This window comes from Algibacter amylolyticus (assembly GCF_014202225.1).
Taxonomy (GTDB): Bacteria; Bacteroidota; Bacteroidia; order Flavobacteriales; family Flavobacteriaceae; genus Algibacter_B; species Algibacter_B amylolyticus.
On record NZ_JACHGE010000001.1, the window covers coordinates 956,032 to 975,611 of the forward strand.

The following is a 19,580-nucleotide window of genomic DNA, read 5'->3' on the forward strand; positions in this document are numbered from 1 at the left end:
AGCGGCCTAAAGTCCATTCTCTATCATCTTAAAAAAATGAATCAAGATTATATAAAACCAGATAATTGGTCCATCATTGAGGAAGGTTTCGATGCAAGTCATGTAAAATCTTCAGAAAGTATTTTCAGTATTGGCAATGGTGCCATGGGACAACGTGCAAATTTTGAAGAAGCATACTCCGGCGATACCTTTCAAGGGAGTTATATTGCTGGTGTTTACTACCCAGACAAAACTCGTGTGGGTTGGTGGAAAAATGGCTATCCAGAATACTTTGCTAAGGTATTAAATGCGCCAAATTGGATTGGAATTAACGTGACAATTAATGGCGAGCCCTTAGATTTAAATACCTGTACATCTGTCGAAGATTTTAGGCGAGAACTCAATATGAAAGAGGGCTGGTTATCAAGATCGTTTAAAGCAACCTTACCCAATTCTATTCAGATAGAGGTGGAGGTAAAGCGTTTTTTAAGTTTAGAATTAGATGAAATAGGAGCTATTAATTACCTGGTAACCCCTTTAAATAGCGACGCCGAAATTATATTTCAACCGTATTTAGATTCTGGAATTACCAATGAAGATACCAATTGGGATGATAAATTTTGGGACACCACTAAGGTGAATCATGCAAATAATCAGGCTTTTATTGAAGCGAAAACCATGAAAACCCATTTCCATACTTGTACTTTTATGGAGTCGGTAGTTTTTCTTTCTGGTAAATCTGTTTTGGTTGAGCCTAGTATTACCGAGAGCTCTAACAAAGTGTCGTTTAGTTATGCACACGCAGTTAAAAAAGGAGAAACGTTTAGTATTCAAAAATTTGGAGGCTATACAGTCGATAGAAATCATGACAAATCTAATTTAGTAAATGCTGCAAAAGCCGTTTTAAAAACAGCGACAACAAAGGGGTTTAATCAATTGCTTGAAGGGCAAAAGCAAGCGTGGGCAAAAATTTGGGAAATAGCCGACATTACTATTGATGGCGATGTAAAAGCCCAACAAGGTATCCGTTTCAATATTTTTCAATTAAACCAAACGTATTTAGGTAAGGATTCCAAATTAAATATTGGGCCTAAAGGATTTACAGGCGAAAAATATGGAGGAAGCACCTATTGGGATACCGAAGCGTATTGCATCCCGTTCTACATGGCAACTAAAGATCAAAACGTTGCTAGAACACTTTTAGAGTACCGTTATAATCATTTGGATAAAGCTATCGAAAATGCTGAAAAACTAGGTTTTAATAACGGTGCAGCCTTATATCCTATGGTAACCATGAATGGCGAAGAGTGCCACAACGAATGGGAAATTACCTTTGAAGAAATTCATAGAAACGGTGCCATTGCATTTGCAATATATAATTACCACCGCTACACCGGAGATTACAGTTATATTCCAGAAAAAGGACTAGAAGTTTTAATTGGTATAGCTCGTTTTTGGCAACAGCGTGCTACGTTTTCGGCAGATAAAAACCAGTACGTTATTCTTGGTGTTACGGGACCAAATGAATATGAAAATAACGTAAATAATAATTGGTATACTAATTATTTAGCCAAATGGTGTATAGATTATACGCTAGAGCAAATTGAAAAAATTGAAACAGAATATACTTCAGATTTCTCTAGAATTTCCGAAAAAGTAAAACTATCTAAAAAAGAATTGGCCCTTTGGAAGGCAGTGGCAGATAATATGTACTTTCCGTATTCTGAAAAACATCAGGTGTATTTACAACAAGATGGGTTCTTAGATAAAGAATTGATTTCTGTTGAAAATTTATCAAAATCAGAAAGACCTATAAATCAAAAATGGAGTTGGGATAGAATCTTGCGTTCACCATACATAAAACAAGCAGATACCTTACAAGGTTTTTACTTTTTTGAAGATCAATTTTCAAATGAAACTTTAGAGCGTCATTTCGATTTTTATGAGCCATTTACAGTTCATGAAAGTTCTTTGTCGCCGTGTGTGCATAGTATTCAAGCTGCAAAATTAGATAGAATGGAACAGGCCTACACCTTCTATTTACGAACTTCAAGATTAGATTTAGACGATTATAATCACGAAGTACACGAAGGCCTTCATATTACATCTATGGCGGGAACTTGGATGAGCATTGTTGAAGGTTTTGGTGGTATGCGTGTTAAGGATAATAAGTTGTCATTTACCCCTAAAATTCCTAAACAATGGAAAGGCTACTCCTTTAAAGTGAATTTTAGAAACCATATTTTAAAGGTTCATATTACCCAAGAGCAAACCAATTTCGAAATAATTGGTGGTAACGATCTAGAAATACTTGTAAACAATAAACCCTTAATGCTAAAGGGTGATAGTTTAAAAGTTGTGAGTTAGTATAGCGTTTAAAACCAGAATCTTTGTAAAATAAAAAGCATGAAATTTCTATATATATTATTTGTAACGGCTTGGTGTTCATTTTTAAATCAGGCAGCTTATGCACAAGAGTTAAAATCTCCTAATGGCGCATTAACTATGGCGTTTTATCTAGATGATGCTGGTAGGCCAACCTACCAGTTAGCCTTTAAAGATAAAAGTGTAATAAACCCTAGTCACTTAGGTTTAGAGCTAAAAGATGATGAAAAGTCATTACTCAATGATTTTAAAGTTTTAAAAACCGAAAATGCAACTTTTAACAACACTTGGGCACCAGTTTGGGGCGAGGAAAAAGAAATTACAAATCATTATAATGAATTAACTGTTAGTCTAAAACAAAATGAAACAAATAGAATTGTGGTTATTCGTTTTAGGTTATTTAACGAGGGTTTAGGGTTTCGTTATGAGTTTCCGCAACAGGAAAACTTGGTATATTTCGTAATTAAAGAAGAAAAGTCTCAATTTGCTATGACGGGAGACCATACGGCATTTTGGATTCCAGGAGATTATGATACTCAAGAATACGATTATACCGAATCAAAATTATCAGAAATAAGTTCAAAGTTTGATAAGGCTGTAACGGGGAATGCCTCGCAAGAGCAATTTTCTAAAACAGGTGTGCAAACAGCTTTAATGATGAAAACTGCTAATGGTTTGTATATTAATTTACACGAAGCAGCACTTATCGATTATTCATGTATGCATTTAAATTTAAATGAAGAAACCATGGTTTTTGAGTCGTGGTTAACACCAGATGTAAACGGCGACAAAGGGTATATGCAAGCACCGTGTAATTCACCTTGGAGAACCATTATGGTAAGTGATGATGCGCGAGATATTTTAAATTCAAGAATCACTTTAAACTTAAATGAACCTTGTAAAATTGAAGATACCTCTTGGATAAAACCAGTAAAGTATATTGGTGTTTGGTGGGAAATGATAACCGGTAAAAGTTCTTGGGCGTATACCAATGATTTACCTGCAATTCAATTAGGAGTAACAGATTATTCTAAAGTGAAGGCAAATACAACCCATGCAGCCAATAATACTAAAGTAAAACGTTACATCGATTTTGCTTCAGAACACGGATTTGATGGTGTTTTAGTTGAAGGTTGGAACCAAGGTTGGGAAGATTGGTTTGGAAAATCTAAAGATTATGTTTTCGATTTTGTGACACCGTATCCCGATTTTGATGTTGAGGCTATTCATAATTACGCAAAATCTAAAGGTGTTAAAATGATTATGCATCATGAAACGTCTGGTTCAACCAGAAACTACGAGCGCCATTTGGATAAAGCGTATCAATTCATGAAAGACAATGGTTACGATGCGGTAAAGAGTGGGTATGTTGGTAATATTTTACCTAGAGGCGAACACCATTACAGCCAGTGGATTGTTAACCACTATCAATACGCTCTTGAAAAAGCTGCCGATTATGAGGTTATGGTAAACGCTCACGAAGCCGTAAGACCAACCGGAATAAGTAGAACATATCCTAATTTAATTGGAAACGAGTCTGCTAGAGGTACCGAGTTTCAGGCATTTGGTGGTTCAAAACCAAATCATGTTACCATACTACCATTTACAAGACTTATTGGCGGGCCAATGGATTATACACCAGGAATTTTTGAAATGGATATTAGTAAATTAAATCCTAATAACAATTCGCATGTAAACAGCACAATTGCAAACCAATTGGCGTTGTATGTTACCATGTACAGCCCATTGCAGATGGCTGCAGATTTACCTGAACATTACGAGCAGTTTATGGATGCTTTTCAGTTTATAAAAGATGTGGCAATAGATTGGGATAAAAGTGTCTATTTAGAAGCAGAACCAGGACATTATTTAACTGTAGCTAGGAAAGAAAAAGGAAGTGATAATTGGTTTGTGGGTAATGTAAATGGGGTTAATTCTAGAACCTCTAATATTAGTTTAGATTTTCTTGAAAAAGGAAAAAAATATATGGCTACTATTTATGGCGATGCTGAAAGTGCGCACTACAAAACCAATCCGCAAGCTTATTCTATTATTACAAAGAAGGTAACAAGTAAATCAAAATTATCACTTTTATCTGCGCCAGGTGGAGGTTATGCTATTAGTATTGAAGCTGTAAATTAAAATTAATAGCTATGAGACATTATTTTAAAATATATAAAAATATTAAACGTTCAATATTCCTTGGGTTGCTATCTGTATTTGCGTTAAATTTATCTTGTAAAAAAGAAGGTGATACAAAAATGGATGAGATTAGTGAAAATGTTTCAATAGTTGAGAAATTGGATATTAATCGTATAGAGCCTTTAAACTGGTGGGTAGGGTTTAAGAATTCTAAACTTCAGTTGCTAGTCCATCATCCTAATATTTCTGGTAAAACGGTTCAAGTTTCTTACCAAGGTATCTCTATAGAAAAAGTTCATAAAGCAGATAGTCCAAATTATTTATTTATAGATTTAAATATCTCAGAATCTACAAAATCGGGGAAATTCAATATCATTTTTAAAGAAGAAAATAAAGAAGATTTAATTCATACTTATGAGCTTAAATCAAGAAAAAAATCTTCAGAAGAATATATAGGTTTTAATAGTAGTGATGCTATTTATCTAATTACACCAGATAGGTTTGCTAATGGGAATCCAGAGAACGACATTGTTGAAGGACTTCATGAGAAAATAATTGATAGGAATGATGATTATGCTCGTCATGGTGGAGACATTCAAGGCATCACCAATCATTTAGATTATATTGAAGAATTAGGATTTACAGCCGTATGGCCAACTCCGTTGCTAAGCAACGATATGCCACAGGGTTCGTACCATGGTTATGCCATGACCAATTTTTACGAAATAGATCCTCGATTTGGAACTTTAGAAGAATACAAAGAATTATCAGCTAAGTTGTCTAAAAAGGGCATGAAGTTAATTATGGATCAAGTGGCAAACCATTGCGGTTTAGAGCATTGGTGGATGAAAGATTTGCCATTTAAAAATTGGATTAACCATCAACAATATTACGAATCAAATATGGGTAATTGGGATGGAGACGCTAGTATTATTACCAATCACAGACGTACAACCAACCAAGACAGGTATGCCTCTAAAGTTGATAAGGAAAACATGAACGTAGGTTGGTTTGTATCTGCTATGCCAGATTTAAATCAACGCAACGCCTTTATGGCGAAATATACCATTCAGAATAGTATTTGGTGGATAGAAACGGCAAATTTAGGCGGTATTCGTCAGGATACATATCCTTATCCGGATAAAGATTTTATGAGTCGTTGGGCTGGTGAAATTATGAATGAATATCCTAATTTTAGTATTGTTGGAGAAGAGTGGAGTTACAACCCGCTTTTGGTTGGGTATTGGCAAGATGGAGCTAATAATAGAGATGGCTACAAGTCTAATTTAAAATCGCCAATGGATTTTCCAATGCAAAATTTTATAGTTGAAGCGCTAAATGAAGATGAAGAGTGGGATAAAGGCCTAGTTAAAATGTATCAAGGTTTGGCAAACGATTTTTATTACGCAAGTCCTAAAGATCTTATGGTTTTTCCTGATAATCATGATATGAGTCGCATTTTTACCCAGCTAAAAGGTGATGTGGCTAACACTAAAATGGCACTTAGTTATTTATTAGCCTTACCAAGAATTCCGCAAATTTATTACGGTACAGAAATTTTAATGAACGATTTTGATAAACCTGGAGATCATGGGTTAATTCGATCTGATTTTCCTGGAGGATGGGAGGGCGATCAAGTTAACGCATTTACAGGAGAAGGTTTAAGTGAGCAGCAAAAGGACATGCAAATCTTTTTAAAGAAGCTTTTAAATTATAGAAAAAATAGCAAAGCCATTCACGATGGTAAAACCTTGCATTTTGCTCCAGAAAACGGGGTGTATGTATTGTTTAGAAGTGCAGATAACGAAACTGTAATTCATATTATTAATAAAAACGATAAACCAATAGAATTAGATTTAAATAGGTTTAGGGAATTGGGGTTAAAAGGAAAAGCAATTAAAAACATAATTACCGACTACCAATTTTTTTGGGGAGATAATATCACTTTAAACGGGAAAGGAAGCCTTGTTTTAACTACTAAACTGGACTAATTTAGTTGTCTCATGTCAACATGTTTAGCATCTTAAATCTGAAAAGAAATATTAAAATGAAAAAGCTTTTTTTTATAGTTTCATTGTTTCCTGTTTTCATGTCTTGTAAGGAAAATAAGAAGTATAATGATAACGCTAGTATAAAAGTAGTAAAGAAAAAACAGGTAGTTTACCAAGTTTTTACACGATTGTTTGGTAATATTAATACTACCAATAAACCTTGGGGAAGCATTGAGGAAAATGGTGTTGGTAAATTCAAAGATTTTACTGATAAAGCATTACACGAAATTAAGGATTTAGGAGTTTCTCATATTTGGTTTACAGGAGTGCCTCATCACGGTGTTATTAGAGATTATACCAAGTTCGGTATTTCAAACGACGATCCAGATGTTGTAAAAGGTCGAGCGGGTTCGCCTTATGCGGTAAAAGACTATTATAACGTAAATCCAGATTTGGTAGATAATGTTGCTAATAGATTGCAAGAATTTCAAGCACTTATAAACCGTACACACCAAGCTGGATTAAAGGTTATAATTGATATTGTGCCCAATCATGTAGCTCGCAATTATAAAAGTATTTCTAATCCAAAAGGCGTTAAAGATTTTGGTGAAGATGATGATACCGCTGTGGTATATAAAGTAAATAATAACTTCTATTATAACCCTAACGAAACGTTTAAAGTACCTGTATGGAAAAATGGATATTCGCCATTAGGTCCTGAAAAACATCTTTTAGAGGATGGTGAGTTCCCCGAAAAACCTGCAAAATGGACAGGGAATGGATCTAGGCTTTCTCAACCAGATATGAACGATTGGTACGAAACCGCAAAGGTTAATTATGGTATTTCGCCTGATGGTAAAAAGGATTTTGTTGCACTTCCCGACGGTTTTGAAAATGAAAATTATAAAACACATTTTGACTTTTGGAAAGACAAAACCGTACCTAATTCTTGGGTAAAGTTTAAAGATATTGCATTGTATTGGCTAGAAATGGGAGTTGATGGTTTTCGTTATGACATGGCAGAAATGGTGCCGGTTGAGTTTTGGAGTTACATGAATTCGAGCATTAAAATGCAAAATCCCAATGCTTTTTTATTAGCCGAAGTGTATAATCCATTGCTGTATAGAGATTATATCAAAAAAGGTAAAATGGACTATTTGTATGATAAAGTCCAATTGTACGATACCATAAAAAGCGTCATTCAAGGCCACGGAAAAACAGATAATATTCCACCTATTCTTAATGATTTAAAGGATATAGAACAGCACATGTTACATTTTCTAGAAAATCATGACGAACAACGTTTAGCAAGTCCGGATTTTGCTGGAAGCCCCGAAAAAGGAAAACCCGCTATGGTAGTTTCTGCAACATCTACCACGGCACCAACAATGATTTATTTTGGTCAGGAAGTGGGTGAAGATGGCTCAGAAAATGCAGGCTTTGGTAAGGCTACACGGACCTCAATATTCGATTATGTAGGCGTTCCGGCACATCAACGTTGGGTAAATAATAAACAATTTGATGGCGGGCAATTAACCAAAAATGAAAAAGCGTTAAGAGATTTTTATAAGCGCCTTTTAAATTTTACAATAAACAGTAGTGCTTTAGTTGGAGCGTATCAAGACATACATTTGTATAACAGAAAGCATACCGAAGGTTACCATGATAAAATGCTATCATTTGTACGTTGGAGTGATGATGAAAAGCTAATTGTTATTTCAAATTTCGATAATAAATCGGGCTATGAATTCGACCTGAAAATACCCAAAAGTGTTGTTGAAAATTGGCAGTTAGATAATAAGGCTTATCAAGCTAAAGACCAATTATACCATCAATTCACGTCTGTTTTAAACGTTGAAAATGGTAACGCTAGTCTCAAAATAAAAATTGAACCTTTGGAGTCTTTCATTTTAAAACTTAATTAAAAACATGAAGCATATAGCCATTTTATTATCGTTTTTAGTGTTTTTTAATTGTGAAAACAAAAAAGATATCCTTCCAGAACAGCCAGAAACACCATTTGTTTGGCAAGCTGCAAACATATATTTTTTATTAACAGATAGGTTTAATAATGGTGATGTTTCAAATGATATTAATTTTGAAAGAAACGCAGAAACAGGAAAGCTTCGTGGTTTTAAAGGAGGCGATATTAAGGGTGTAACTCAAAAAATAAAGGACGGGTATTTTACCAATTTAGGAATTAATGCCATTTGGATGACACCCATTGTAGAGCAAATTCATGGGGGTACAGACGAGGGTACAGGTTTAAGCTATGGTTTTCATGGCTATTGGGCCAGCGATTGGACGGCTTTAGATCCTAATTTTGGAACCAAACAGGATTTGCATCAACTAGTAGAAACCGCTCATAAACATGGCATTCGTATTTTGCTTGATGCCGTAATAAATCATACAGGGCCAGTAACCGAAAAAGATCCAATTTGGCCTTCAAATTGGGTGCGTACTCAACCACACTGCGATTATCAATCTTACCAAAACACCATTACCTGCACCTTAGTTAAAAACCTTCCAGACATTAAAACAGAAAGTGATGAAGCGGTAAAGTTACCACCACATTTGGTTACTAAATGGCAAGTCGAAGGAAGGTATGAAAGTGAGGTAGCAGAACTAGATGCCTTTTTTAAAAGAACAAACTATCCTAGAGCACCTCGGTTTTATATCATGAAATGGCTTACAGATTATATCACAGAATTTGGAATTGATGGGTATCGTGTAGATACGGTTAAACATGTAGAAGAACATGTTTGGCAAGAATTTAAGCAAGAATGCGATTTCGCTTTCGCGGAATTCAAAAAAAACAACCCAGATAAAGTGCTAGATAATAACGACTTTTATTTGTTGGGCGAGGTTTATAATTACGGAATTTCAGCAACCAAAGGGTTCGACTTTGGCGATAAGAAAGTCAATTATTTTGATAATGCTTTTAATGCACTTATTAATTTTGAAATGAAATGGAATGCAGCTCAAATGTCAACCGAGGCGCATTTTAAAAAATATTCACAGGTACTAAATTCAGAATTAAAAGGCTATAGTCTTTTAAATTATTTAAGCTCTCACGATGATGGTCAACCCTTTGATGCCGTTAGAGAAAAACCCTTTGTAACTGCTACAAGATTATTGTTGTGTCCTGGTGCATCTCAAGTTTATTATGGCGATGAATCAGCAAGGTCTCTTGTAATTAAAGATGCGGTTGGCGATGCCACATTGCGTTCTTTCATGAATTGGGACGACGTTCAAAACAACCCCAAAACACAATCCATTTTAAAACATTGGCAAAAATTGGGGCAGTTTCGGGCAAACCATCCAGCAGTAGGAGCCGGCATTCATCAAATGATAACCGAGACACCTTATGTGTTTTACAGAAGTTTTTCAAAAGGTAATTATAAAGACTTAGTTGTTGTTGGATTAAACTTACCTCATGGCGAAAAGGTAGTAGATGTATCTAAACTATTTAAAAATGGAGAGACTCTACATGACGCTTACTCTGGGGTTTCAAACACAGTTACACAAGGAAAAATCACTATAAATTCTAAATTTAATATGGTGCTCCTCGAAAAACAATAAAAAAGTGTCATTTATTAGTAACAAATAGCAAGTTAGGAAGCCTAATTAATAACGACTAAGCCTAATATTTGTAACTTTGCAATCTAAGCACTTTAACATTATGGATATTAATAACAATATCGAATCGCCTTTCAAACTCCAAGTCAGTTTTAATAAATATTTGGAGCATTATGAAGCTTTGGCAAAAAGTTCTGATGCTTTTGTTGTGGCCAAGGCAAATCATATTTTAGATGTTGCAGCACAATATCCAGAGTTAAAACAAGGGTTTAGTGATACCTCAATTTTAGACTCGCGGTCTAAAGAAATTCAGTTAATCTTACAAGATGCGTTTAGCCCTTTATTAACAAAAAACGAAATTAAAACAGCTTCGGTTCCGTTACATAATTTAATTTTTAATGCTTCAGAGCGTTTTCAAACTATTATAGAAACAGCAGGTAAAGATTTTGATCTTCAAATTAAAAACTTACCGGAAGACGATACATATATTTTAGCCTGTACCATTGTTTTAAATTTTTGTTATGGCTATAACATAAATTTTAAAAGACCTTTTTATTACGAAATTCCTGATGCCGACGGTATTCTGCATTATTACAAAATAACGTATAATGCCGATTTTTGTGAAATAACACCTAATGAGGGGGCTAAAGTAATTACCGAGGCAGATTATAATGAGTTACTTGATAATTTTGAAAATATAGCGCTTTGGAAAGAAAAATTTCCTCCAAACAGCTATACTTTTAAAGGGTTTGTAATTTCAAATATTTTTGATGTAACAGACGATCAATCCATATCTAACATAAAATCTAGTTTAATAGGCGACGAGAAACGAAAGAATGAAAGTTTTATGGAAGGTTTCCATGAAATTTTCAGATCACTTTTAAGGCTAAAAGATATTAAGGTAGGTTTTTCTATTTATAATAAAGAGGACCAAGTTTTCGAGCGTGTTTATGGTGCTGGAGTAAAAAGTTATTTGTTAGGAGATCGAGATAACGAAAAATGTACCGATGCCTTATGCAGTTGGTCTTATAACCGGTTATTACGAGAAAATAAATATTTCTCAATATCGGATGTCGATACAATGTTCGAAAAAGCGAAAGGACGCGCACCACATATTACAAGTTTACACGAGCAAGATATAAAGAGTGCTATTTTTGCTCCTATTGCCAATAAAGAGGGATTAATGGGTATTATAGAGATAGTATCAGGTAAGCCCCGAGTGTTAAACAGTGTAAACGCAAATAAATTGGCCGATGTTATGCCGTTTATTGTATCGGCTGTAGAGCGCTCAAAAAACGAAGAAGAAAATTTAATTGAAGCCATTATTCAAAAAGAATGTACTTCAATTCACTCTAGTGTGCATTGGCGATTTAAAAAAGAAGCAAAAAACTTTATAAATGCCGAATTAAAGGGAGAAGAAGCTAGTTTTAAAAAAATAGCATTCGAAAATGTGTATCCACTTTATGGTCAAATCGATATAAAAGGATCGTCGGAAGCTAGAAATACTGCAACTAGTCTAGATTTATCTCTTCAGTTAAATGCGGTTAAAAACATTTTTGTTAGAATTTCCAAAACGCAGTCATTACCCATTTACGAGCAATTTATTTATCAGATAGATGAGTATTTAAAGGGCTTGGAGACACATTTTCAGGTAGATAGCGAACAACAAATCTCCGAGTTTTTTAAACAAGATATAGACCCTTTATTAAAACATATTTACACCAATGATGACTTTAAGGAAGAGATAGATGCTTACTTTAATAGCATTGACGACAAGGTAAATGTGTTATATAAACATAGAAAAGATTACGATAAAACCATTTCTAAAATTAATAAAGAAATGGCCTCGTTATTAGATAAAAAGCAAGTAGAAGCACAACTTATGTATCCGCACTATTTTGAGCGTTTTAAAACGGATGGTGTCGAGCATAACATGTATATAGGAGAGTCTATTACTAAAGAAGATTCATTCAGCCCTATATACCTTTACAATTTGCGTTTATGGCAATTACAGGTTATGTGCGAAATGGAAAATGCATATTACCAAATGCAATCTAAATTTCCTGTGGCCTTAGATGTAGCATCAATGATTTTGGTATTTAATCAACCTTTATCCATAAGTTTTAGAATGGATGAAAAACAGTTTGATGTAGATGGCACCTATAATGCACGATACGAAATTGTAAAAAAACGAGTTGATAAGGCGTATATAAAAGGAACCACAGAGCGTGTTACCCAAAAGGGAAAAATAAGCATTGTGTATTCTCAAAAACAAGATGAAATAGAATATTTAAGATATATAAAATTTCTCCAGTCTAAGCATTATTTAGATACGGATATTGAAATAGTAGAACTTGAAGATTTGCAAGCTGTAACAGGACTAAAAGCCATTCGAGTTTGTGTGCTTTATCATAAAAATGAAGCCGATAAATCATTTTATTCCTATGATGATTTAATGAAAGAAATTAAAGCTTAGTTTTTAAAACTAAGCTTTACTAATTAAAACAGGAGTTTTAAAGTAAAACAAGCTTTTACAAAACAACTCCCGAATACTTAAATGCAATAGCAAATGCAAGGACACTTACTATAATTCCAATCATAAAAACGGTATAAGTAAGTCTAAGTATTTTGTATTTTTTATCTAAAACTAAGCCTAGAAAATATAAATCTTTTTTCATTGAAGAGTAGAGGTAATCTCGATCTTCCATCATTTCTCCCATGGCCCATTCAAAATCTTGTAAGGACATTTTATGAAAGTTCCCAAAAAACAAAAGGTTTACTTTTTTATTAGCCACATCTTCTTTTGTGAATTCGCCTCGCGTTACGTTTGGGCGTGTTGCTAAAATGGATAAAACCATAGATATAACAGTAAAAACCACAAAAATAACTGTGGGAATAATTAAGTAATGGTTGGAAATGTTATCCAGTTTAGAAACTAGATTCGACAATACCATCGATATAATAATGGCATTAACAGACAGTAAAATATTAGCCTTAGTATCGGCAATGTTACTTAAAGTAATATGGTTTTTTAGTGTTACTCTAAACATGGTTTCAATACCACGTTCTGGTAATTCAATTTTATTTTTTTTAAACTTTAATTCCTTTTTTTTCTGTGTTAGTTTTTTTTCTGCGTTTACTAATTTTTTTCTCGTAGTTATTAGTTTTGCTAGGTTTTTCCCTTTTCGTTTATCCCAAATACTAGCAGCTTCGGGTGAGTGAAAACGGTGTTTGGTGGACAGAAAATCAATGTTTTCATCTAGCCATTTAATGTCATCAAAGGTCTTGTTGAATAGTAATTCCCATTCTTTTCTAAGTAATTCAGAAATATCCATGTAGCTTTTGCTTCCAACGTGAGAGCAATCGGCATCTCTAAGTATCCCTTCTAAAACATTATTGGGTGCCACAGTCAATTTAGTAGCTAATATTAAATCGCAAATAACTTTTATGTCTTTTTCTGGGCATTTTTCACCTTCTAAAAACGCTCTAGCAATTTTAATGCTTTCGTCTTCATGGTTGGTAACGCCTTTTATGTAACCCGTATCATGTAACCAAGCAGCAATTAAAAGCAGGTTTGTATTGTCTTCATCAATATTGCAAAGTTCGGCTAGTGTTTTAGCATCCTCAACAACGCGTTGTGTATGTGTAATATTATGGTAAGTAAAAGAAGTAGCTAACTTTTCGTTTAAAAGGTTAATTACAAATTTTTCAGTCGCTTCTATCAGCATATTGGAAGATATAAATGTTTATCAAGTAAAAATACTAAACTTTAAGGGAAAGTACAGTAACGTTTTATTTAGTCGTATTATTTTTAAATACTTTTCAAATATTACAAATTGTAAGTTTTTCAATTTAGATTCGACTATCTTTACATAGAAAAAGCATATTATTTGCAATAAAAAAAAGAAAGGATCCATACTATGCTAACTTGGAAAAAAATAATTAATTTCTCTGTAAAAGGAAACCCAATTCCCGACAAACGTGTCGAAAAAACAGAGACCGAATGGCAGGCGCAATTAACTCCAGAACAATTTAGAATCACTAGATTAAAAGGTACAGAGCGTCCGCATAGTGGTGCCCTTTGTAGCATTCACGAAGCAGGTAAATACAACTGCGTGTGTTGCAATACACCATTATTCGATTCTACAATTAAATTTGAGTCTGGTACAGGATGGCCAAGTTTTACACAGCCCATCAAAGAAAACGCCATTAAGTACGAACGCGATACCGCATTTGGTATGGTGCGTGTAGAGGTTATGTGTAATACGTGCGATGCTCATTTAGGGCACGTGTTCCCAGATGGTCCAGAACCTAGCGGTTTGCGCTATTGTATAAACTCAGAATCGATGCAATTAGAAAAGGTGTCGTAGCCAACAATTTAAGCTTGATTTTGCTTTAATGCGCTTTTTACGGCTTAACCTAATTAGTTATTATGCCAGAGATTAAACTATATGGCGCTAATAGATGTCATAAAACGCAGTATTACAAAAGGTATTTAGAGGGTTTAAATTTAAACTATTCATTTTTAGATGTGGAGTTAAATAACGCTTTCGCGGAAGAATTACGAGCCCTGTATACAAACAGAAAGCTTAATTTTCCAACATTAGTTATTGGACAAAAAAAGTTAAGAAACCCATCTGATGCCGAATTAAAAAAGTGGATAAATAAGCTGTAAATCATAATAAATGAAGCTGAATATAAAAGATACATTCAATACAAAATTACCCGCAGATCCGGTTCTGGAAAATACGAGGAGGCAGGTAACTAAAGCGTGTTTTTCTTATGTAACGCCAAAACAAACTGCGGCACCAGAATTGTTGCATGCATCTCCAGAAATGCTTAAAAATTTAGGGTTGTCTGAAACCGATTCTAAAAGTGAAGCCTTTTTAAAGGTTTTTACCGGAAATAAAGTGTTGCCAAATACTAAACCTTATGCCATGTGTTATGGCGGCTATCAGTTTGGTAATTGGGCAGGACAATTAGGCGATGGTCGTGCTATAAATTTATTTGAAGTAAAACATAATAACCAAAATTGGCAAGTCCAATTAAAGGGTGCCGGTGAAACACCGTATTCTAGAACAGCCGATGGTTTAGCTGTGTTACGCTCTTCGGTTAGAGAGTATTTATGTAGTGAAGCTATGTTTCATTTAGGAGTGCCAACAACTCGAGCCTTGTCCTTGTCATTATCTGGCGATCAAGTATTACGCGACGTATTGTATAATGGTAATTCGGCCTACGAGAAAGGCGCCATTGTTTGCAGAACAGCAGAAACTTTTTTGCGTTTTGGTAGCTATCAAATTTTTGCAGCTAGACAAGATAACAAGACGCTTAAAACCTTGGTAGATTATACTATAAAACAGCATTTTTCACAGTTAGGTACACCATCAAAAGACACCTATTTAGCCTTTTTTCAAGAAGTTTCAGAGCGCACTTTAGATATGATTATCCATTGGCAACGCGTTGGTTTTGTTCATGGTGTTATGAATACCGATAATATGTCTATACTTGGTTTAACCATTGATTACGGACCATATGGCTGGTTAGAAGGTTATGATTATGGTTGGACACCCAATACTACCGATAGGCAACATAAGCGTTATCGTTTTGGCAATCAAGCTAATATTGGTTTGTGGAATTTAATTCAGCTGGCAAACGCTATTTATCCTTTAATTGATGAAGCCGAACCTTTAGAAGCTATTTTAAATCAGTACAAAATAGATTTTGAAGTGAAGCTGCTTAATATGATGCGCGCTAAATTAGGTCTGCAAACAGAAGATGAAAACGATCAAAAATTAATTTTGGAATTGGAAGATATCTTGCATCAAACAGAAACCGATATGACGATTTTCTTCAGAAATTTAAGTAATTTTAAAAAGGAAAATCCTTTGGAAGGTCTTCAAGTTATTACCGAAGCATTTTATAAGCCTGAAGCTATTGAAGGCGATTTAAAAAGCAGATGGCATAAATGGTTTGAAAGTTATGCAAAACGGTTAGGTTTAGAAACGTTTTCCGACGAAGACAGAAGTAAAAAAATGAACAGCGTTAACCCAAAATACGTTTTAAGAAATTATATGGCGCAGCTAGCTATTGATGATGCCGATAAGGGCGACTATACATTAATAGATCAATTGTTTAATATGCTAAAAGAGCCGTATAGCGAGCAGCCAGAATATCAACAATGGTTTGCTAAACGTCCGGAATGGGCACGACATAAAGTAGGCTGTTCCATGTTATCTTGTAGTTCATAATACATTAAAATAAAATAAAAAGTAATGAATAGTTATAAAAAAGCATACATAGCAGGTGGCTGTTTTTGGGGAATGGAAGATTTATTTAGAACACGCCCAGGAATAAAAGATACCGAAGTTGGATATATTGGTGGCGAAAATGATAATCCTACCTATAAATACCATCCGGGTCATGCCGAAGGTATTGAGTTAACTTACAATCCTAGCGAGACCTCTTTTAAAGCAATTTTAGATTATTTTTTCAGAATTCACAATCCTACAACTATCGACAGACAAGGAAATGATAAAGGATCTAGTTACAGGTCGGCAATCTTTTTTCAAAATGAAGAGGAAAAAAAGGAAGCCGAAGAGATGATAAGTATTGTTAATGCATCTGGTAAATGGGAAGATGATGCGGTTACAACTTTAGAGCCGTATTCAACCTTTTGGCAAGCAGAACCAGAACATCAAGATTATTTGGTTAGAATACCAAATGGTTATACCTGTCATTTTGAAAGGTTTCAGGAGTCTTTTATATAACCAATTTAGTAGGCCTGCGGCATAAATTATTAGTTTGGAAACCTTACAAAAAATAGCTTTAGGAGGCGGATGCCATTGGTGTACCGAAGCGGTGTTTCAATCGTTAATTGGTGTGTTAAAAGTAGAACAAGGTTTTGTGGCTTCTACGGGAAACAATAGTACGTTTTCCGAAGCTGTAATCGTTCATTTTAATCCGGAAATAATTCCGCTTAAAAGTTTAATTGAAATTCATTTGCATACGCACAAAAGTACCTCTAGTCACTCGATGCGAAATAAATACCGTTCGGCAGTTTATGTGTTTTCAGAAGAACAAAAAGAAGAGTCGAAACAAATTATAAAAGGGTTTCAAAGTCAATTTGAAAATCAAGTAATAACGGAGGTTTTACCTTTTGCATCGTTTAAAGCATCAAGAGCGCAAATTCAAAATTACTATTATAGTAATCCAGAAAAGCCATTTTGTGAAACCTTTATTAATCCGAAGTTAAAAGTGCTTTTAAGTAAGTTTTTAAAATACACAAATCAAGAACGATTAAAACATATAAAAAATGAGCAGTTTAAAGCTGAGTATTCAAAATAAAAAAGGGCATAAGTTACAGGCGTTTTTAGAGTTGCCTGCCAACCAAAAGCCACAGCATTATGCTATTTTTGCACATTGTTTTACCTGTAGCAGTACACTAAGTGCGGTTAGGAATATAAGTAGGTCGCTAACCAGTCATGGTTTTGGTGTATTGCGTTTCGATTTTACCGGATTAGGCAGAAGTGAAGGCGAATTTGCCGAGAGTCATTTTTCTGCAAATGTAGACGACTTATTAGCGGTTAACGCGTATTTAAAAACAAACTACCAAGCGCCAAGTCTTTTAGTTGGTCATTCTTTAGGAGGTGCAGCAGTAATAGTGGCGGCTTCAAAACTAGACAATATTAAAGCGGTAGCAACTGTTGGCGCACCAGCAACGGCTAGTCATGTTACCCATTTGTTTTCTCATGATATTGATGAGGTAAAAGAAAAGGGAGAAGTTGAGGTAAATATTGGAGGACGACCATTTAAAATTAATGAAGCCTTTGTAAACGATTTTAGTAAAATTGATTTACCCGAAATAACAAAAAACTTGCGTAAACCAATATTAATTATGCATGCACCGTTTGATAGTATTGTGGGGATTGATAATGCACATAAATTATATCATGATGCCCATCATCCAAAAAGTTTTGTGAGTTTAGATGGCGCAGATCATTTATTATCGGACTCTAAGGATAGTAGGTATGTAGGTAATATAATTGGTACCTGGGTGCAACGCTATTTTGTGCAAGAAGATAATAGTATGTTAGATACCAAAGGCGAGCAATTAGTGGCGCATTTAAACCTAGTTGAGGATAACTTTACAACTTCTATACAAACTAAAAAGCATAGTTTTATTGCCGATGAGCCCGAGCATGTTGGTGGTGACGATTTTGGACCATCGCCTTACGATTTTTTAAGTGCAGGATTAGCAGCCTGTACCGTTATGACGCTAAAAATGTATGCGCAGCGTAAAAAATGGGATTTGCAAGAAGTGTATGTGTATATTACTTATTCTAAAAAACATAGCGACGATTTAATGCTGGATCTAGATAAGCCAAAACAAATAGATCATTTACAAAAAAGATTAAAATTTGTTGGTAATTTAGACGAAAAACAAAAGGCACGTTTAAAAGAAATAGCGGCAAAATGTCCAGTTCATAAAACACTAACTAGCGAAACCGTTATTGAAACCGAAGTTATAGCGTAATGGAACACAGTTCGAAAACAAAAATAGGTTTAGGATTAGCAGCTTTAGGCAGGCCTGAGTATATTAATATTAGGCCAACAAGCTTAAACGATAAAACACAAGAAAGCTTTAAAAATAATGCTCTTTCGGTTTTAGATGAAGCGTATCATTTAGGTGTTCGTTATTTTGATACGGCACCTTCTTATGGCAAAGGCGAAGCTTTTTTAAAGGAATGGGACGCTAATAAAAAGTATCCAGATGCTATTTTAGGAACAAAATGGGGGTATACTTATGTGGCTAATTGGGAACTTGGTTACAATGGTAAGCATGAAATTAAAGAACACTCGCTAGAAAAATTAGTGGAGCAATGGCAAGTTTCGAAACACATGATGCCTAATTTAAAATACTATCAAATACATTCGGCAACGTTTGATAGTGGCGTTCTAGAAAATCAAGATGTTTTAAATAAGTTACATCAAATACAAAAGGAAACAGGATTAAAAATAGGCCTAACAACCAGTGGTGCAAACCAAAAAGAGGTTATTGAGGCGGCTTTAAAAGTTAAGATTAACGATAATTGTTTGTTTGATAGTTTTCAAGTTACTTATAATGTGTTTGAGCAGTCTACGTTTTCAGTTTTAAAAACGGTTTTAAATTTAGATAAAACGGTTATTATAAAGGAGGCTTTAGCAAATGGACGTGTTTTTAAGAATGAAGCATTTCAGCATTATACAAACGCCTATACTACTTTAGAAGCCTTATCTTTAAAGTATAACGTAGGGGTTGATGCTATTGCATTGCGTTTTGTTATGGACAATTTACAACCTACTTATGTGTTAAGTGGTGCCTCTAATAAAACGCAGCTAACACAAAATATAAAAGCTTTAGATTTTAGTTTTACTAAAGCAGAATTGCAAGAACTTCAAAGTTTAACAGGATCTTCTAACAACTATTGGGACGAACGAAGTGCACTGCTTTGGAACTAAATAAAA

14 protein-coding genes are annotated in these 19,580 nt (G+C 34.4%); 13 read left to right on the forward strand and 1 reads right to left on the reverse strand.

What is annotated here, in order from left to right:
- The first annotated feature begins 36 nt into the window (after positions 1-36).
- The 6 genes from HNQ90_RS04095 to HNQ90_RS04120 all read left to right on the forward strand — a co-directional run bounded on the left by HNQ90_RS04095 (position 37) and on the right by HNQ90_RS04120 (position 12,552).
- Positions 37-2,346, forward strand: coding sequence for a glycoside hydrolase family 65 protein (locus HNQ90_RS04095; protein WP_144115376.1), 2,310 nt, complete (start codon positions 37-39; stop codon positions 2,344-2,346).
- A 39-nt stretch (positions 2,347-2,385) separates the two neighbouring features.
- The gene (locus HNQ90_RS04100; RefSeq protein WP_144115378.1) at positions 2,386-4,506 is read left to right on the forward strand and encodes a glycoside hydrolase family 97 protein; all 2,121 of its coding nucleotides are present in this window, start codon (positions 2,386-2,388) and stop codon (positions 4,504-4,506) included.
- Positions 4,507-4,517: 11 nt separating this feature from the next.
- Complete coding sequence (locus HNQ90_RS04105) at positions 4,518-6,497, forward strand: glycoside hydrolase family 13 protein (protein WP_144115380.1); 1,980 nt, start codon at positions 4,518-4,520, stop codon at positions 6,495-6,497.
- A gap of 56 nt (positions 6,498-6,553) precedes the next feature.
- A complete protein-coding gene (locus HNQ90_RS04110) occupies positions 6,554-8,422 on the forward strand; it encodes an alpha-amylase family protein (RefSeq protein WP_144115382.1) in 1,869 nt (622 codons plus the stop codon).
- A 4-nt stretch (positions 8,423-8,426) separates the two neighbouring features.
- On the forward strand, positions 8,427-10,079 hold the full coding sequence (locus tag HNQ90_RS04115; protein ID WP_144115384.1) for an alpha-amylase family glycosyl hydrolase: 1,653 nt from the start codon (positions 8,427-8,429) through the stop codon (positions 10,077-10,079).
- Positions 10,080-10,179: 100 nt separating this feature from the next.
- Positions 10,180-12,552: a GAF domain-containing protein gene (locus HNQ90_RS04120; protein ID WP_144115386.1), complete on the forward strand. Its 2,373-nt coding sequence runs from the start codon at positions 10,180-10,182 to the stop codon at positions 12,550-12,552.
- Between the two features lie 55 nt (positions 12,553-12,607).
- On the opposite strand, the gene HNQ90_RS04125 is transcribed toward HNQ90_RS04120, so the two are convergent.
- Positions 12,608-13,804, reverse strand: a complete 1,197-nt coding sequence (locus HNQ90_RS04125; RefSeq protein WP_144115388.1) for a Pycsar system effector family protein — start codon at positions 13,802-13,804, stop codon at positions 12,608-12,610.
- Between the two features lie 192 nt (positions 13,805-13,996).
- Between HNQ90_RS04125 and msrB the strand changes: the two genes are divergently transcribed.
- The 7 genes from msrB to HNQ90_RS04160 all read left to right on the forward strand — a co-directional run bounded on the left by msrB (position 13,997) and on the right by HNQ90_RS04160 (position 19,574).
- On the forward strand, positions 13,997-14,446 hold the full coding sequence (gene msrB, locus HNQ90_RS04130) for a peptide-methionine (R)-S-oxide reductase MsrB (protein WP_144115390.1): 450 nt from the start codon (positions 13,997-13,999) through the stop codon (positions 14,444-14,446).
- A 62-nt stretch (positions 14,447-14,508) separates the two neighbouring features.
- Positions 14,509-14,751 carry a glutaredoxin family protein gene (locus tag HNQ90_RS04135; RefSeq protein WP_144115391.1) on the forward strand — a complete coding sequence of 81 codons (243 nt, stop codon included), beginning with the start codon at positions 14,509-14,511 and terminating at the stop codon, positions 14,749-14,751.
- A 10-nt stretch (positions 14,752-14,761) separates the two neighbouring features.
- Complete coding sequence (locus tag HNQ90_RS04140; RefSeq protein ID WP_144115392.1) at positions 14,762-16,324, forward strand: protein adenylyltransferase SelO; 1,563 nt, start codon at positions 14,762-14,764, stop codon at positions 16,322-16,324.
- Positions 16,325-16,348: 24 nt separating this feature from the next.
- Positions 16,349-16,843, forward strand: a complete 495-nt coding sequence (gene msrA / locus HNQ90_RS04145) for a peptide-methionine (S)-S-oxide reductase MsrA (RefSeq protein WP_144115393.1) — start codon at positions 16,349-16,351, stop codon at positions 16,841-16,843.
- 34 nt (positions 16,844-16,877) lie between these two features.
- Positions 16,878-17,420, forward strand: a complete 543-nt coding sequence (locus HNQ90_RS04150) for a peptide-methionine (S)-S-oxide reductase (protein ID WP_144115394.1) — start codon at positions 16,878-16,880, stop codon at positions 17,418-17,420.
- Complete coding sequence (locus HNQ90_RS04155; protein ID WP_144115395.1) at positions 17,389-18,609, forward strand: bifunctional alpha/beta hydrolase/OsmC family protein; 1,221 nt, start codon at positions 17,389-17,391, stop codon at positions 18,607-18,609. Before HNQ90_RS04150 ends, HNQ90_RS04155 begins: the two co-directional genes overlap by 32 nt.
- Complete coding sequence (locus HNQ90_RS04160) at positions 18,609-19,574, forward strand: aldo/keto reductase (RefSeq protein WP_144115396.1); 966 nt, start codon at positions 18,609-18,611, stop codon at positions 19,572-19,574. The genes HNQ90_RS04155 and HNQ90_RS04160 overlap by 1 nt, the downstream gene beginning before the upstream one ends.
- Positions 19,575-19,580: the final 6 nt, after the last annotated feature.

Bases quoted from the DNA above. Each gene is read 5' to 3' on its own strand.
- HNQ90_RS04095 (WP_144115376.1), top strand. From the start codon at position 37: ATGAATCAAGATTATATAAAACCAGATAATTGGTCCATCATTGAGGAA.
- HNQ90_RS04100 (WP_144115378.1), top strand. From the start codon at position 2,386: ATGAAATTTCTATATATATTATTTGTAACGGCTTGGTGTTCATTTTTA.
- HNQ90_RS04105 (WP_144115380.1), top strand. From the start codon at position 4,518: ATGAGACATTATTTTAAAATATATAAAAATATTAAACGTTCAATATTC.
- HNQ90_RS04110 (WP_144115382.1), top strand. From the start codon at position 6,554: ATGAAAAAGCTTTTTTTTATAGTTTCATTGTTTCCTGTTTTCATGTCT.
- HNQ90_RS04115 (WP_144115384.1), top strand. From the start codon at position 8,427: ATGAAGCATATAGCCATTTTATTATCGTTTTTAGTGTTTTTTAATTGT.
- HNQ90_RS04120 (WP_144115386.1), top strand. From the start codon at position 10,180: ATGGATATTAATAACAATATCGAATCGCCTTTCAAACTCCAAGTCAGT.
- HNQ90_RS04125 (WP_144115388.1), bottom strand. From the start codon at position 13,804: ATGCTGATAGAAGCGACTGAAAAATTTGTAATTAACCTTTTAAACGAA.
- msrB (WP_144115390.1), top strand. From the start codon at position 13,997: ATGCTAACTTGGAAAAAAATAATTAATTTCTCTGTAAAAGGAAACCCA.
- HNQ90_RS04135 (WP_144115391.1), top strand. From the start codon at position 14,509: ATGCCAGAGATTAAACTATATGGCGCTAATAGATGTCATAAAACGCAG.
- HNQ90_RS04140 (WP_144115392.1), top strand. From the start codon at position 14,762: ATGAAGCTGAATATAAAAGATACATTCAATACAAAATTACCCGCAGAT.
- msrA (WP_144115393.1), top strand. From the start codon at position 16,349: ATGAATAGTTATAAAAAAGCATACATAGCAGGTGGCTGTTTTTGGGGA.
- HNQ90_RS04155 (WP_144115395.1), top strand. From the start codon at position 17,389: ATGAGCAGTTTAAAGCTGAGTATTCAAAATAAAAAAGGGCATAAGTTA.
- HNQ90_RS04160 (WP_144115396.1), top strand. From the start codon at position 18,609: ATGGAACACAGTTCGAAAACAAAAATAGGTTTAGGATTAGCAGCTTTA.